Origin of the sequence: Pseudomonas sp. Y24-6 (assembly GCF_020295325.1) — a bacterium.
In the GTDB taxonomy this organism is placed as follows: Bacteria; Pseudomonadota; Gammaproteobacteria; order Pseudomonadales; family Pseudomonadaceae; genus Aquipseudomonas; species Aquipseudomonas gregormendelii.
In genome coordinates, this window is sequence record NZ_JACBXG010000001.1 from 478,603 (window position 1) to 491,805 (window position 13,203).

General features: G+C 58.6%; 17 protein-coding genes. 12 read left to right on the top strand and 5 right to left on the bottom strand.

All coding sequences use genetic code 11. From position 1 onward, the window contains the following. The first annotated feature begins 9 nt into the window (after positions 1 to 9). Positions 10 to 384, top strand: a complete 375-nt coding sequence (locus HYI44_RS02250; RefSeq protein WP_225568627.1) for a hypothetical protein — start codon at positions 10 to 12, stop codon at positions 382 to 384. 38 nt (positions 385 to 422) lie between these two features. Here HYI44_RS02250 and HYI44_RS02255 read toward each other — a convergent pair whose 3' ends face one another. Continuing rightward, positions 423 to 881, bottom strand: coding sequence for a DUF6130 family protein (locus HYI44_RS02255; RefSeq protein ID WP_225568628.1), 459 nt, complete (start codon positions 879 to 881; stop codon positions 423 to 425). A 200-nt stretch (positions 882 to 1,081) separates the two neighbouring features. Between HYI44_RS02255 and HYI44_RS02260 the strand changes: the two genes are divergently transcribed. Then, positions 1,082 to 2,335: an MFS transporter gene (locus tag HYI44_RS02260; protein WP_225568629.1), complete on the top strand. Its 1,254-nt coding sequence runs from the start codon at positions 1,082 to 1,084 to the stop codon at positions 2,333 to 2,335. An 85-nt stretch (positions 2,336 to 2,420) separates the two neighbouring features. Further along, positions 2,421 to 3,470, top strand: coding sequence for an alpha/beta hydrolase family protein (locus HYI44_RS02265; RefSeq protein WP_225568630.1), 1,050 nt, complete (start codon positions 2,421 to 2,423; stop codon positions 3,468 to 3,470). Here the strand turns inward: HYI44_RS02265 and HYI44_RS02270 are convergent. Then, positions 3,454 to 4,008, bottom strand: coding sequence for a GNAT family N-acetyltransferase (locus HYI44_RS02270; protein WP_225568631.1), 555 nt, complete (start codon positions 4,006 to 4,008; stop codon positions 3,454 to 3,456). The two genes, HYI44_RS02265 and HYI44_RS02270, sit on opposite strands and share 17 nt — an antisense overlap. Here HYI44_RS02270 and HYI44_RS29340 point away from each other — a divergent pair. Continuing rightward, positions 3,971 to 4,231 (top strand): DUF2986 domain-containing protein, encoded by a 261-nt coding sequence (locus HYI44_RS29340; protein ID WP_318653921.1) that lies wholly within the window; start codon positions 3,971 to 3,973, stop codon positions 4,229 to 4,231. The genes HYI44_RS02270 and HYI44_RS29340 overlap by 38 nt on opposite strands. A 25-nt stretch (positions 4,232 to 4,256) precedes the next feature. Here HYI44_RS29340 and HYI44_RS29490 read toward each other — a convergent pair whose 3' ends face one another. Beyond that, entirely contained in the window at positions 4,257 to 4,367 is a 111-nt protein-coding gene (locus HYI44_RS29490; RefSeq protein ID WP_122839972.1) for a DUF2798 domain-containing protein, read from the bottom strand. Between the two features lie 70 nt (positions 4,368 to 4,437). Between HYI44_RS29490 and HYI44_RS02285 the strand changes: the two genes are divergently transcribed. The 7 genes from HYI44_RS02285 (at position 4,438) to HYI44_RS02315 (ending at position 10,372) form a co-directional block, all read left to right on the top strand. After that, positions 4,438 to 4,785 carry a metalloregulator ArsR/SmtB family transcription factor gene (locus HYI44_RS02285; RefSeq protein WP_225568632.1) on the top strand — a complete coding sequence of 116 codons (348 nt, stop codon included), beginning with the start codon at positions 4,438 to 4,440 and terminating at the stop codon, positions 4,783 to 4,785. Between the two features lie 51 nt (positions 4,786 to 4,836). Beyond that, the gene (locus HYI44_RS02290) at positions 4,837 to 5,307 is read left to right on the top strand and encodes an arsenate reductase ArsC (RefSeq protein ID WP_225568633.1); all 471 of its coding nucleotides are present in this window, start codon (positions 4,837 to 4,839) and stop codon (positions 5,305 to 5,307) included. A gap of 12 nt (positions 5,308 to 5,319) precedes the next feature. Next, a complete protein-coding gene (gene arsH, locus HYI44_RS02295) occupies positions 5,320 to 6,018 on the top strand; it encodes an arsenical resistance protein ArsH (protein WP_122839969.1) in 699 nt (232 codons plus the stop codon). Positions 6,019 to 6,144: 126 nt separating this feature from the next. Continuing rightward, on the top strand, positions 6,145 to 7,056 hold the full coding sequence (locus tag HYI44_RS02300; protein ID WP_225568634.1) for a bestrophin family protein: 912 nt from the start codon (positions 6,145 to 6,147) through the stop codon (positions 7,054 to 7,056). Between the two features lie 444 nt (positions 7,057 to 7,500). After that, on the top strand, positions 7,501 to 8,232 hold the full coding sequence (locus HYI44_RS02305) for a carbon-nitrogen hydrolase family protein (protein WP_225568635.1): 732 nt from the start codon (positions 7,501 to 7,503) through the stop codon (positions 8,230 to 8,232). A gap of 489 nt (positions 8,233 to 8,721) precedes the next feature. Next, positions 8,722 to 9,081: an alpha/beta fold hydrolase gene (locus tag HYI44_RS02310; RefSeq protein WP_225568636.1), complete on the top strand. Its 360-nt coding sequence runs from the start codon at positions 8,722 to 8,724 to the stop codon at positions 9,079 to 9,081. 256 nt (positions 9,082 to 9,337) lie between these two features. Beyond that, positions 9,338 to 10,372 carry a GGDEF domain-containing protein gene (locus tag HYI44_RS02315; protein ID WP_225568637.1) on the top strand — a complete coding sequence of 345 codons (1,035 nt, stop codon included), beginning with the start codon at positions 9,338 to 9,340 and terminating at the stop codon, positions 10,370 to 10,372. A 145-nt stretch (positions 10,373 to 10,517) separates the two neighbouring features. Here the strand turns inward: HYI44_RS02315 and HYI44_RS02320 are convergent, their stop codons facing one another. Both HYI44_RS02320 and HYI44_RS02325 read right to left on the bottom strand, forming a co-directional pair. Beyond that, positions 10,518 to 11,060 (bottom strand): DinB family protein, encoded by a 543-nt coding sequence (locus HYI44_RS02320; RefSeq protein WP_225568638.1) that lies wholly within the window; start codon positions 11,058 to 11,060, stop codon positions 10,518 to 10,520. Positions 11,061 to 11,172: 112 nt separating this feature from the next. Further along, on the bottom strand, positions 11,173 to 12,042 hold the full coding sequence (locus tag HYI44_RS02325) for a LysR family transcriptional regulator (RefSeq protein ID WP_225568639.1): 870 nt from the start codon (positions 12,040 to 12,042) through the stop codon (positions 11,173 to 11,175). Positions 12,043 to 12,141: 99 nt separating this feature from the next. Here HYI44_RS02325 and HYI44_RS02330 point away from each other — a divergent pair, with 99 nt between their 5' ends. After that, positions 12,142 to 13,080 carry a DMT family transporter gene (locus tag HYI44_RS02330; RefSeq protein ID WP_225568640.1) on the top strand — a complete coding sequence of 313 codons (939 nt, stop codon included), beginning with the start codon at positions 12,142 to 12,144 and terminating at the stop codon, positions 13,078 to 13,080. Positions 13,081 to 13,203: the final 123 nt, after the last annotated feature.

Genomic DNA, 13,203 nt, shown 5'->3' on the forward strand with positions numbered 1-13,203 from the left:
GGAGTCAACATGCCTGCCAATAAGCGCGACAGCGCCCGTATCGAACGCCGCCTGGTCGCTACGCTGACCGAAGCCTGCGAAACGGCGAAAGCTGAAATCACCGGGTTTGACTGGCTGACCCACACCGTCGACTACGATGCTTTTCCACAAAGCCTCAGGGTGATCTGGGTGTTTGAGACCCGCGCGAGCAAGGAGCAAGCCCTGTCCTGTGGGCAGGACACACGCATGCGGGCACTCACGGCCATTGCGCTGCACGAAGCGGGTGTCGATCCAGTGCAGTTGGACCGCTGCGTGCGGTTCGACTCTGAAGAGGAATGCCAAGTCCAGCATGGCGGGGATTGGCGTCGGCGCCTGTCAGTGCGCCAGCGTGAGTCGTTGCAGTAGCACCTTCAGACCATGGTCAGCCAATGCGCGGATGCTTTTTAGTGAGCATCGTCCATCGGCTTCGTTTCCGGAACAACAAAGTTCACGGTCGTACGGGTGAGGATCTTGTGGGTCGGGTCTGCCACCTCAAGCAGCACCTTGTGGGCACCCGGGGTCAGGCCAACCAGGATGATCGGGTCTTCGCTGGTGTGCGCCCACGTGCCCTGCCAGTCGTCGACGGTCACGTGAAGGTGAGCCATACGAGGTGATACCTCAACCGCTGCTTTGCCGAATACCGGCATGATCCTGGCGTGTTCTGCTCGATACTGGATGATCACAACCCCGCGGGCGAGCGGCTCGGCAAGCGGCGGATAGGCGATCAGGGCCGGAACCGCCTCGGATTCCAGTGGAAGTATTGGCGGTGGGTGATGGGGGTCTGCTTCGCCTTCAGCGGATGCTGCCGTGCAGAACAGGACACCGAGGGCCAGGATGGGTGCATGTGCGAACGCGAGTGGCATGGCGTTTTTCCTCCCGCAGGGTTCCTTTAATCTTAGATCAAATGGGGCAGATATCTCGAAGGTGGAGCTGTCCGCATCCAGGGTTTTTCCTTACTCACACACCCGAGCTGCGCTGATGAAACTTACCGTCATCACCGGCAGTCACTAGCGATGCGGAGGTTGAGTCCTTTCCCCAGACCTCGATTACTGAAGATATCGCCTTGGTCAGCCATCAAGATCGCCGTAACAATATCTCGCTGGACAGCGTGAATTTCTTCCTCGCTGATGTGCGCGACGGTCTCGGCCCTTATCTGGCCATCTACCTGTTGGCCGTTCATCAGTGGGAGCCGGCCAGTATTGGCCTGGTGATGACGCTGGCGGGTGTCGCCGCGCTCGCGGCCCAGACGCCTGCCGGAGCGTTGATCGACCGGGCACGTAGCAAGCGGGCGATTATTGCAATTGCGGCCCTGGTGGTGACGGGCAGCTGCCTGCTGCTGCCATTTGTGACCTCGTTCAGCCTGGTGGCCCTGACTCAAGCGATCAGTGCCGTCGCCGCTTCGGTATTCGCCCCTGCGATCTGCGCCATTTCGCTGGGCATCACCGGTCCCCGGGCATTCACCCAGCGGACCGGGCGTAACGAGACGTTCAATCATGCGGGGAACGCTTGCGCGGCGCTGCTTGCAGGCGGTTTTGCGTACCTGTTTGGCCCGGTGGCCGTGTTCTACCTGATGGCAGTCATGGCGCTGGGCAGTGTGGTGGCCGTCACGTTTATTTCAGCCGGGGCGATCGACCACGAGCTCGCGCGAGGCTTCGATCCCGCCGATGCAGGGCACGGAAAACAACCATCAGGATGGTCAGTGCTGCTCACCAACAAGCCACTGTTGGTGTTCGCCATCTGTTGTGCGCTGTTCCATCTGGCCAACGCCGCGATGCTGCCACTGGTAAGTCAGAAGCTGGCCCAGGTCAATCTACAGATGGCGACACCACTGACGTCGGCGTGCATTGTCGCGGCGCAGTTGGTCATGGTGCCGGTTGCCTGGCTGGTGGGTGCCAAGGCGGATGTCTGGGGACGCAAGCCGCTGCTGCTTGCCGGTTTCCTGATTCTGCCGTTGCGCGGCGCACTCTACACCGTGTCCAACGACCCCTATTGGCTGGTCGCCGTGCAGTTGCTCGACGGCGTCGGTGCGGGGATCTTCGGCGCGCTGTTTCCCGTGGTAGTCAAAGACCTCACCAAAGGCACCGGGCACTTCAACATCAGCCTCGGCGCGCTCACGACCGTTTTCGGCCTGGGGGCGGCGTTCAGTAACGGGCTGGCGGGCATTGTCGTGCAAGAGGCCGGCTACAGCGCGGCGTTCCTGACGCTGGCTGGCGTGGCAACGGTGGCGCTGGTTTTGCTCGTTGTGGGCATGCCGGAAACCTTGCCTACTGCCGGGGAGGAAGCGGTGTTGGCGCCTAACCGCCAATCGATCGCATAAACCCGCCATTAAGCCAGCCGCCTTGACGACGGCACGATTTACGCTTTGATGCGCAGGCTGAATCCATTCAAGGAAGATAAAAACAATGAAAAGCGCTATAGGCACCCTTCTGCTCATCTGCCTGGCCACCCGTGCAGTCGCTGACACCACCCATGTCGGCTTCCAGAGCTCCACACTACCTGACACCCAAGACCACCGCCCACTGGAGCTGGCCGTCTGGTACCCCACAGCATCTACCGCAACCCCCGAGTTGATCGCTGACAACCCGGCATTCGTCGGAGTACTTGCAGTGCGCAATGCGCCCGTGGCAGCCGGCGCGCATCCTCTGGTGGTGATCTCTCATGGTTATCGCGGTAACTGGAGCAATCAGGCGTGGCTCGCCACTGCCTTGGCCCATAAGGGCTATATCGTCGCCGCTGTTAACCACCCCGGCACCACCACTCATGACCGTAGCCCCCAGGCTGCAGCACAGTTATGGCAACGCCCTGCCGATTTGAGCCGGGCCATCGATGCAGTGCAGGCTCAGCCGAAACGATTTGGCGAGGTCGCGACAGGACGGGTTGCCGTAGTGGGCCATTCACTCGGCGGCTGGACCGCGTTGGAAATCGGCGGGGCACGTTTCGATCCCGAGCGCTTCGACCTGGATTGCAAAGTCCACACGACGCTGGCCAGTTGCTCCGTTTACCAACAGATCAATCCCGCCAGCACCCCGGACGCGAGAACCCGACTGGCTGCGGATTTGCGCGATAAACGTGTCACCTCTGTCGTCAGCCTGGACCTGGGCCAGTCACGGGGAATGACCGACGCCAGCCTGGCAGCGCTGCCGGTGCCGACCCTGGTGATCGCTGCCGGCGCTCCATCTGCCGACCTTCCCGCTGAGCTGGAATCTGCCAACCTGGCCAGACGCCTGCCCCCGGCATCCAGTCGTTACATCGAGATCAGCGATGCCAGTCACTTCAGCTTCCTGTCATTGTGCAAACCGGGTGCGGTGGCGATGCTTGAAGAGGACGTACCAGGCGACGGGATCATCTGCCAGGATGGCGAAGGCAGACGCTCTCGAGAGGCAATCCAGCAGCAGGTCGTAGGGCTGATCGATGAGTTCCTGGCGCAGCCATTGATCACAACCCAGCGTTGAGCTGAAGGTGATAGCGAGTCAGCGGTAGTGGCTCGCCATTTTCCTCGAAGGTGCGCTGGCTGGCCGCCTCTGCCGTGAAACCGAGTTTGCGGTAGAAGCGACTGGCGCGCTCATTGCCGTCCAGCACCCAGGCGCTGACTCGCTGCAAACCCTCACCCACCAGCACCTCGCGCGACACAGCCCACAGCGCCGAGCCGATGCCCTGGCCCCAAGCCTGTGGGTCAAGGTAGATGGCCTTCAGCTCGCCATCGCCTGCGGCGGCATCCTCGTCACGGCTGGACCCGAATGAACTCCAGCCGACCAGGTTGCCCTCCAGTTCTGCCACTCGAATTGCCTGGCTACCATCCTCGATGGCTTTGGCCAGAAAGGCCACGCGCCGATCTATGCTGGCGTCCAGCGCACTCAGGTATCCATCCGACAGCAGCCCCCGATAGGTCGCCTGCCAGCTGCGGATGTGCAACGTGGCGATCGCGCGAGCATCGGCGGGAATGGGCAGGCGGATGAGCAACCGTGGAAGCTCGCTGGAGGTTTTGTCCATATGTGGATCTGCCTCAATTTGTAAGCTGATATCATTGATGAACTTACAAGTTGGGCAGAGAAAAATGAACCGGCAGAAAAAAATAAAGCAGTTATTGAAGGCTCACGCGAAAAAGGCCAGCGCCAAATTGGCACCGGCCAAGGCGAAATACATCAGCAAGGCTGACCGCTTGAAAATGGAAGCTGAGGCGGGTCAGGAGCCAAGCACTGCTGCTGAAAGCTGAAAAGTGCAGACACTCCATCCCATGCCTACCGCGCGTGCACAGTCCAGGCCACAAGCCTGGCAACCATTGGCCCTACAACCATTACGCACACAAAAGCAGATGGCATTGCCGCCACGCCTCCTCGGCTAAGCCGCATGAGTTTCTGACTTGCTTAATACATATGGTTATCCGTATATTCGATTATCCATATGTAAAGAGCGCTTGCGATGATCACCCCCCTTGAAATCTTCAAGAGCCTGGCCGACGAGACCCGCGTGCGCGCCACCCTGCTGATCGCCGAGCAGGGCGAGTTATGCGTCTGCGAACTGATGTGCGCGCTCGACGATAGCCAACCGAAAATCAGCCGCCATCTCGCACAATTGCGCAGCAACGGCCTGCTGCTGGATCGGCGTCAGGGCCAGTGGGTGTATTACCGTCTTAACCCGCAGCTGCCGGAGTGGGTTCACGAAATCCTGCGAGTGACGGCAAAGGCTAATGCCGATTGGCTCATGGACAACTCCTCACGCCTGCAGAACATGAATGTACGGCCTGTGCGCGAAAGCGCCTGCTGCTGAAACCCCTTCGATCCGCCCTTTGATGTCCGCCCATAGCGGCTGGAGTACCCCATGCAAGTCCTGTTCATGTGCACGGCCAACAGCTGCCGCAGCATTCTGTCTGAAGCCATGTTCAATCATCTGGCGCCCGCCGGGTTCGAAGCGGTGAGTTCTGGCAGCTTTCCCAAGGGCCAGGTGTTGCCGCGCAGCCTGTCTACCTTGCAGCAGGCCGGTATCTCCATCGATGGTCTGTACAGCAAAGGCAACGACGCCTTCGAAGGACACCCGCCGGATATCGTCATTACGGTCTGCGACAAAGCCGCAGGCGAAACCTGTCCGGTGTACTTCGGCCCGGCACTGAAAACCCACTGGGGGCTGGAAGATCCATCCGACGTCAGCGGTGACGAAGCGCTGATCGACGCCGCTTTCCGTGCCACGCTCGCGCGCATTGAACAACGCTGCAAGGCCTTCCTCGAACTGCCCTTCAACCGTCTCAGCCGCGATGAACTCAAACACGAGCTCGATCGCATCGGCACTCTCTGAGGAGAACAATCCATGTCAGAACACCTGCCCAACCTCGATGCCACCCTGTTCGAAGGTTCGCAAACATCGACCCCGGGCGCCCCCAAACCACGCATCCTGCTGCTGTACGGATCGAACCGCGAACGCTCCTTCAGCCGACTGCTGGTAGAAGAAGCCGCCCGCCTGCTCGAGCACTTCGGCGCTGAGGTGCGCATCTTTAACCCGTCCGGCTTGCCGTTGCCTGACGATGTTCCGGTCGAACACCCAAAGGTGCAGGAACTGCGCGATCTGGTGGTGTGGTCGGAAGGTCAGGTCTGGTGTTCACCGGAACGCCATGGCGCGATGTCGGCGGTGTTCAAGGCACAAATCGACTGGATCCCGCTGGAGCTCGGCGCAGTTCGTCCGACCCAGGGCAAGACCCTGGCAGTGATGCAGGTGTGTGGCGGCTCCCAGTCGTTCAACGTGGTCAATCAGCTGCGTGTGCTGGGACGCTGGATGCGCATGTTCACCATCCCCAATCAATCGTCAGTGCCGAAGGCCTACATGGAATTCGACGACGCCGGGCGAATGAAACCATCGCCGTTCTATGATCGGGTTGTCGATGTCATGGAGGAGCTGGTGAAGTTCACCCTCCTGCTGCGCGACCGCCAGGATTTTCTGGTCGATCGCTACTCGGAGCGCAAGGAAAGTGCCGAGCAACTGATGGCGCGTGTCAATCAGCGTTCGATTTGAGGAAGAAGCAACGCCGCCAGCCTTGGTAGAACTCATCATGAATCGGCGGCGCAAACCGAACCTTTCCCCCGAAAACAGCGTCCGAGGTAAGGCGTTAATGCTTACCGCTCACCACGAGGTTTCCGTTTGAAAGCTGCCGTCATCAAAAAATACCGACTGATTATCAAGACCATGGGTTATGTGGGCTGGGCGTTGTTCTGGCTGTTGCTCTGGGACATTGCGGTCACCGTGGACTTCATGCTGTTTCTCAACGCCAAGATCAACCTGCCGCTGATGCCCCTGACATTGCTCGGTTCGGCATTGGTGGTGCTGATCAGCTTTCGCAACAGCAGTGCCTATAACCGTTGGTGGGAAGCGCGGACGTTGTGGGGTTCGATGATAAACAACTCTCGCAGCTTCGCCCGTCAAGTGCTGACGCTGCTGGATGACCCTGGCCCAGAGGTCAATCCGGTCAAGTCGACCCTGCTGCGCCGCCACGTGGCGTATGTGAATTGCCTGGCGGCGCATCTGCAAGGCCATGCTTGTCCGGAGGAAGTCCGCGCGTTTATTCCCGCTGAGGAATTTGCTCGCAGTGCCACCACCAATAACTTTGCCAACGACATCCTCACCGGCTCAGCAGCGTTGCTGGCCCGGGAGTACAAGGCCGGGCGGCTGGACAGCATTCGCCTGGCCCGGCTGGAGTCAACCCTGGTGGACCTGTCCAACAGCCAGGGAGGCATGGAGCGGATCGCCAATACCCCGCTGCCCTACCCTTACGTGTATTTTCCGCGGCTGTTTATCTCGCTGTTCTGCCTGATCGTGCCGGTGGGCCTGGTGGAATCCCTCGGCTGGTTCACGCCACTGGCGTCGACCGTCGTGGGCTTTATGCTATTGGCCATCGAACGCATCGGCACCGACTTGCAAAGCCCGTTCCGCCACAGCGAACACCAGATCCAGATGGAAGACCTCTGCGAAACCATCGAGAAAAACCTGCAGTCGATGCAGCGAGATTCTTTGGGCGATGTGCGCAGGCTGGAGGAGCCTGCTAATGCGCTATGAGCATGGCAACCAAGAACCGTAACGCTCGACTGAAAACCGGATGACAGTCGGCAAACGGAAAATCGTCAAGCGCAGATGTACAGACTGAGCGTCACAAAACCGGTACAGCAATATCATTAAAACGCTGATGGGCGAACAGCGCCGAAACATACGCTTGAGCCATTTACTGCTTAAGCCCGGGAATACAGGCCAGTCTTTTACCTGTCGCCGGCCTCGTCTATTGGCCGATTTCCGTCTGTTTTAACCGTAAGCCATGAGTCGACTACATGCCTCGTTCGTAGGCAGTTATCGGCCAAGAGCGGCCATTGTCGTTCGTGCAAACTCCCGCGTACGCACTTTTCAAACTGCCAACGTTCGTGCAGCATGCATTGACTTTTAAGCAGAGGCTGAGCAACCGTTCAGTCACTCTCGAAGTTAACCCTACACATGGAAGCGAGACGGGAAATGAAGCTAATCGCTGCGCAGATCCTCCCTGTACCCGGGGAATATCAGAAAAACATCACCAGACACATTGATGTCATCCACCTGGCTGCAAGCCAAGGCGCCGATCTCGTGCTTTTTCCCGAGCTTTCCCTCACCGGTTACGAACCGAGGCTGGCTGAGGTCTTGGCGGTGCATCCGAGCGACGGCCGTTTTGATGAGTTCCAGAGATTAAGCGACCTATATGGGATGACCATCGCTGTTGGCGCGCCAACGAAGGGAACTAAAGGCACCGAGATCAGCATGATCACCTTCCAGCCCGGCCTGGAGCGCACGAGCTATTCAAAACAGCATCTACATTTCGACGAATTACCTTTTTTCACTCCGGGCACCGAGAAGCTTGTGCTGAGTCAGGCAAATTTTGTCCTTGCACCCGCCATTTGCTACGAGTCACTGCAACCAAGCCACGCCGCACAAGCCGCAGAGTCAGGCGCTCAGGTGTATCTGGCAAGCGTGGCCAAGTCTGAGAGAGGTATTGCATCGGCAAACAGTCATTATCCGATGATTGCTAAAAAGCATTCCATGACGGTGATGATGGCGAACTGTATAGGCACTGCCGACGACTTTGTAGCAGCAGGTTGTTCTGCCATCTGGAACAGTCACGGTGAACTCGTTTGCAGCGCTGACGCCTTTCAAGAGGCATTAGTTGCGTACGATGTACAGACTGGAGAAGCGAGCATTTTCAGCCTGGTTTGAAATCCCGCTCATGCTCACCGTCGCTTCCAAAATGACCGGCTGCTTTGTGTCGATTGCAGCCCTTCACGATAGGCAGTGCTGGCGTAATTCCGCGCAGAATTACACCGCGATTCTAAAGGGGTCAATGGGATCTGCTGCAAGCCAAATCCTCGCCCACCATAGAAGATCTAGATGAGTGGCTGTCCGCGCGGGATACGTTCTATGAAGCCCAGGCGGAGTTTGAAAAAAATCATTCGTCAAATATCGCCGAGTTAGCTCCCCCACTCATCAATCCTCGTCTCCTTGACCACCACCATAAATAATAATCATCACGGCGACGCTCACCGCCATGATGGCGCCCGAGTGACAGCTATCGGCCAATCAAAGAAATAAAATAGCTGTAGGTTCGCGAGGAAAATCGCATTCACTAAACAATGTAAAGCTTCGCAAAATCCGTATTTTCGGATGTAGGTCTAAGCTTCTCCATTACACACATCTGGAGACGCCGTGATGATCCGAGCCCTACTGATCGCTTCCATGCTCGTGACCGTCAGCGTCCCAGCTACTGCTGAAGTGACGCCGTTCCCTTCTTCGTTTCATATGCAAGACATCGCAGTAGACGGTGCCAAAATCCATGTGCGAGTGGGCGGCAAAGGGCCGGCCGTCGTGATGCTGCATGGCTTCGGCGATACCGGCGATATGTGGGCACCGTTGGCCGCCGATTTGGCCAAGGATCACACCGTCGTGGTGCCGGACCTCCGCGGCCTGGGCTTATCGTCTATTCCAGAGGGAGGCTACGACAAGAAAACCCAGGCGGGCGACGTTCGTGGGGTATTGGCGGCGTTGGGCATCGAGAACGTAATCGAGTAAGTCGGGCTCGGGACTTTTGGGATTGAAACGAAAAATACCTGCCCAAGGTCCACATGGACGTAGGTTCCGTTCGAGTGTATTAACTGCCTGCTTGGGTCGAATTCAGCCGCTGCCGACCGGCAGCTCGGTCGATTGCTGCCATCACGGGTAAAAATCGGCAAGAAGCGGTCACTCTATTTTGGTAACACTCTGCACTGTTCAGTAATCCGCCGATCAGTCGATAATTGAACCACCCCTTAGTTATCGGCAACCCCTAATGGATCAGATCCTCTCTTTTCTCTCCGATACCCTTCCAACAGCCCGGACCCTGGAGCAGCTGACGCGCCCCCTGCTGACCCTGCTCAACCAGGTCACCGGCATGGAGTCGACCTACCTGACGACCATTGACACCGACAAGGGTGTCCAGCGTGTCGAATTTGCACGCAACGTCGGTGACATGGTCATTCCCGAAGGGTTGGTCGTGCCTTGGGCGGACACCTTGTGCAAGCGCGCGCTGGACGAAAATCGCATGTACTCGGATAACGTCGCCGAAATTTGGGGTGACTCGGAGGCCGCCGCAGCCTTGGGTATCAGGACTTACGTAAGCGCGCCCATCCGATCCCAGAATGGGCAGGTGTTGGGGACCGTATGCGCCGCCAGCTCCGATCAGGTGGCTCGCTCCCCTGAAGTGGAACCCTTGCTGATGCTGCTGGCAGCGTTACTGGGATATGCCCTTGAACGTGGGCTGCTGGTTGAGCAACTCCAGGCCGCCAACACCGAGCTGACCAAGCTGGCCCTGACAGACCCACTCACTGGTCTGGCCAACCGGCGTGCCGCTCTGAACGACGCCGCGCGCCTGTTCGCCCTCGCCCAGCGGGAGAACAAGTACATCCTCATCAGTGTCATCGATCTGGATGGCTTCAAGCTCATCAACGACACCCGCGGCCACTTGGCGGGAGACCGACTACTGTGCGGCATCGCCGCCCAACTGCAGCATGGCCTCAGGAGCAGCGACATCATCGGGCGTACTGGCGGCGATGAGTTCATCGTGATCGCCCTGGGCACACCTTCCGGCCACTCGGACCAGGAAAAAGACATGCGACATGCCGCCGAACTGCTTCAGGCTCGCCTGGCCAAAGCCACAATCGGGCGATATGAACTGGGCCATGGTCTTGGTGGAATTGAATACACCGGCGCGAGTGTTGGCGTAGTGACCGTGATACCGGGCAACATCACTGTGGATGAGGCCACAAAGCTGGCAGACCGCGAGATGTATAAGGTGAAACAGCAGCGAAACGGTCAACGGTTGTAGAAAAGTCTAAGGTTAGCTTCAGGCCCATAGGCCTGTCGCGAGGCGCGGAAAACGGCCAAAAACGTCCCTTCGTTCACTGTAGATAGCGCTCTGAGCGAGTCAAGCGAAGAAGCAGGCATAGAGATCAGCCAGCTGGTTTTTCAGCTTATGTGCGGGACTCGGAAGGAACAAGGGCGACCAGATCAGTATCGCCTACGTCGACGCCACTTTGTGAGAGCAAAGTCGTTACTTGCCCTCGGTGATGAGTCTGGTGGTTGAAGAAATGCATGACCAAGCCATAAAAGTTCCTGTCAGCGGGGGCTCCCTTCATGCTTGTGTAACTGAGGGGATAATCTAGATCCGACTCTTTGATGGAGCGAGACCACGCGACAATTACCTGATCGAGCCAAACGCGATGTGCCGACAGTTCGCGGATATCCGAGAACAGTAACTGGTCGAGGCTTTGGGGGACCGGGAGCTGTTGAATCGGCTTCAGAGCCAAGTAGTTCGCTGGGTGCTTGGCAAATCTCTGCAGCCACACCGTGTCCCCCGCTACCAGGTGGTTCAACGTCCCGAGAATAGAACCGAAGAATGCTTGCCTATCCACTGACAGCTGTTCATCTGTCAGACTTCTGGCCGCCTCATAAACCTTCGCGTTCATCCAATCGTTGTAGATCGCCATCAGACAGATATGGTTGGTGCGGTCCATAGTGTTCATCCTTTGAGTGAATGCCTGGAAGGCGATCGACGCTCATCTCGGGGCCATTCCAGAGGGTTTTTTGGCGCAGCACCGTATGCAGCACGATAACGTAACTCTGGCACTAACACTCAAAACCAAGGCTGATCAATCTAGCCAGCACCTCCCCCGCCTCACTTAATTCCCCTGGGGCCAGCATCAGGCGCAATTCGTGTACGGGCAGCTCAGGGAAGCCGTCGGCAACCGTCAGCACGCGCATGCCTTGGCTTACCCGGGCCCGATCAACGATGCCAACGGCCAATCCGGCCTCGATGGCGGCTTCCAAAGCGATCACCCCGGCGCTGATGATCACCGTTCGCCAGCGGCGACCCTGCTGACTCAACGCGTCGACAGCCACGCTTCGATAGGGGCAACCCTTGCCGTGCAATGCAAGGGGCACCGGTTTGGCGAGGTCCTGCAGGTAGCCGTGGGCGGCCACCCAGACAGGTTGGGTGATGCCGAAGGTCTTGATGCAGCGCGCCTGCGACACAGCAACATCAGCCGGTGCCACTAACAGCGCCATGTCCAGTTGACCACGCTGCAGGCGTGTGTTCAAACGGCCACTGGAACCCGTTTCAACCTCCAGCTCGACACAGGGAAAATCCGCCGCCAGGTGCGGCAGCGTACAAGCCAGTACCGCGCCGGCGTACTCCTCAGAAATGCCCAGCCTGACTCGACCACTGGCCACCGGCGCGATAAAGCTGGCTAGCAGCCCGTCGTGCAGCCGCAGCAGTTCGGCGCTTTGGAGCGCAAAGCGACGGCCCAGCGGAGTCAGGCTGACTGCCTGGTTATCGCGCTCCAGCAAGCGTCCCCCGGCCACGGCTTCCAGGCGGCGAACGTGCAGGCTGACCGCCGATGGGCTTTTGTTCAAAAAGCTGGCCGCCGCCAGGAATTGCCCAAAGCGCAAGACGGCGTGAAACGTTCGCAGGAGATCGATATCAAACGCTTCGGCCATGGTTCATGAATCCTGCATCAGTGGTGCTAATCGTATCGTTTGATTGCATCAGTCAATCATTCATACCATCGAACTCAGCCCCCTGTCAGGTGCCATTCGATGAACGTCATACGCTCACCTATTTTGATCAGCGCCGTGCTGCTGTCGGCCATGGTCGTCAGCTGGAGCTCTGGTTTCATCGGTTACCGCTATGTCGCGGATCAGGGAAGCGTCTACCTGGCCTCTGTGTGGCGTTTTATCCTGGCGGCGGCTGTGTTACTGCCCTTTGCCTGGGCGGGTTTGCGGACGTTGGGCGGCCGTTATGTGGCCCATCAAGCCCTGCTGGGGTTGTTTGCGATTGGCGGCTACATAGGCCCCATCGCCGCATCGATTCAACTGGGTGTCGCGCCGGGCACCGCCTCACTCCTGGCCAATTTGCTACCACTGACCATTGTGGTGCTGGCGGTCAACGTGCCCGGGCAACGCACCCGCGGCTGGCAGTGGGTCGGCCTGGGGTTGTGTCTGACCGGCATGCTGGTAGCCAGCGGCGCCAACGTGGAATGGGACGCCACAGACCTCTGGGTCTACAGCCTGCCACTGCTGGCAGTCCTTTCCCTGGCGGCGGCCACGCTGTACCAGAAAGCCTCGCCCGGCGCATTGATGCCCGCCTCCACTGCGCTGTTCATTCAGGTATGCGCCGTGATCCCGTTGTTTGCCGTGCTGGCGTGCCTCGAAGGAGCGATATTGCCGCCGACCAGCGCCGGCTTTGCCGGGGGCGTGGTGTGGTTGGTGGTCTTCTCGACTCTGGGCGGTTATGGATTTTATTGGCTGTGCCTGCAGCGTTTCAGCATCCAACGCATCAGCGGTGCGCTGTTCCTGACGCCCCCGGTGACCCTGCTATGGGCGTGGCTGCAGTTCGGCGATCCGCTGACCGTGAGTGCACTGGTGGGCGTCGGGTTGACCCTGTTGGGACTGCCATTGCTTGGGATGAACACGGTGAGGGAGCAGGAGATAATCGACCAACAGCCGTCGCTCAAGACCTCATGCGGAAATGAGTAATTCAAGGCTGCACGCTTAAACCAACCCACCCATGGCTAGCGATTGGACGCCTGTTTTGCACCACTAGGCGCAGCAGCACCTGCAGAGCCTTAGTCCACTCATTGACATATCGGTAAATTTCGA

What these genes read in the sequence shown, in the direction of transcription:
- HYI44_RS02250 (WP_225568627.1), top strand. Translation starts at nt 10, where the DNA reads ATGCCTGCCAATAAGCGCGACAGCGCCCGTATCGAACGCCGCCTGGTC.
- HYI44_RS02255 (WP_225568628.1), bottom strand. Translation starts at nt 881, where the DNA reads ATGCCACTCGCGTTCGCACATGCACCCATCCTGGCCCTCGGTGTCCTG.
- HYI44_RS02265 (WP_225568630.1), top strand. Translation starts at nt 2,421, where the DNA reads ATGAAAAGCGCTATAGGCACCCTTCTGCTCATCTGCCTGGCCACCCGT.
- HYI44_RS29340 (WP_318653921.1), top strand. Translation starts at nt 3,971, where the DNA reads ATGAGCAACCGTGGAAGCTCGCTGGAGGTTTTGTCCATATGTGGATCT.
- HYI44_RS02270 (WP_225568631.1), bottom strand. Translation starts at nt 4,008, where the DNA reads ATGGACAAAACCTCCAGCGAGCTTCCACGGTTGCTCATCCGCCTGCCC.
- HYI44_RS29490 (WP_122839972.1), bottom strand. Translation starts at nt 4,367, where the DNA reads ATGCGGCTTAGCCGAGGAGGCGTGGCGGCAATGCCATCTGCTTTTGTG.
- HYI44_RS02285 (WP_225568632.1), top strand. Translation starts at nt 4,438, where the DNA reads ATGATCACCCCCCTTGAAATCTTCAAGAGCCTGGCCGACGAGACCCGC.
- HYI44_RS02290 (WP_225568633.1), top strand. Translation starts at nt 4,837, where the DNA reads ATGCAAGTCCTGTTCATGTGCACGGCCAACAGCTGCCGCAGCATTCTG.
- arsH (WP_122839969.1), top strand. Translation starts at nt 5,320, where the DNA reads ATGTCAGAACACCTGCCCAACCTCGATGCCACCCTGTTCGAAGGTTCG.
- HYI44_RS02305 (WP_225568635.1), top strand. Translation starts at nt 7,501, where the DNA reads ATGAAGCTAATCGCTGCGCAGATCCTCCCTGTACCCGGGGAATATCAG.
- HYI44_RS02310 (WP_225568636.1), top strand. Translation starts at nt 8,722, where the DNA reads ATGATCCGAGCCCTACTGATCGCTTCCATGCTCGTGACCGTCAGCGTC.
- HYI44_RS02315 (WP_225568637.1), top strand. Translation starts at nt 9,338, where the DNA reads ATGGATCAGATCCTCTCTTTTCTCTCCGATACCCTTCCAACAGCCCGG.
- HYI44_RS02320 (WP_225568638.1), bottom strand. Translation starts at nt 11,060, where the DNA reads ATGGACCGCACCAACCATATCTGTCTGATGGCGATCTACAACGATTGG.
- HYI44_RS02325 (WP_225568639.1), bottom strand. Translation starts at nt 12,042, where the DNA reads ATGGCCGAAGCGTTTGATATCGATCTCCTGCGAACGTTTCACGCCGTC.
- HYI44_RS02330 (WP_225568640.1), top strand. Translation starts at nt 12,142, where the DNA reads ATGAACGTCATACGCTCACCTATTTTGATCAGCGCCGTGCTGCTGTCG.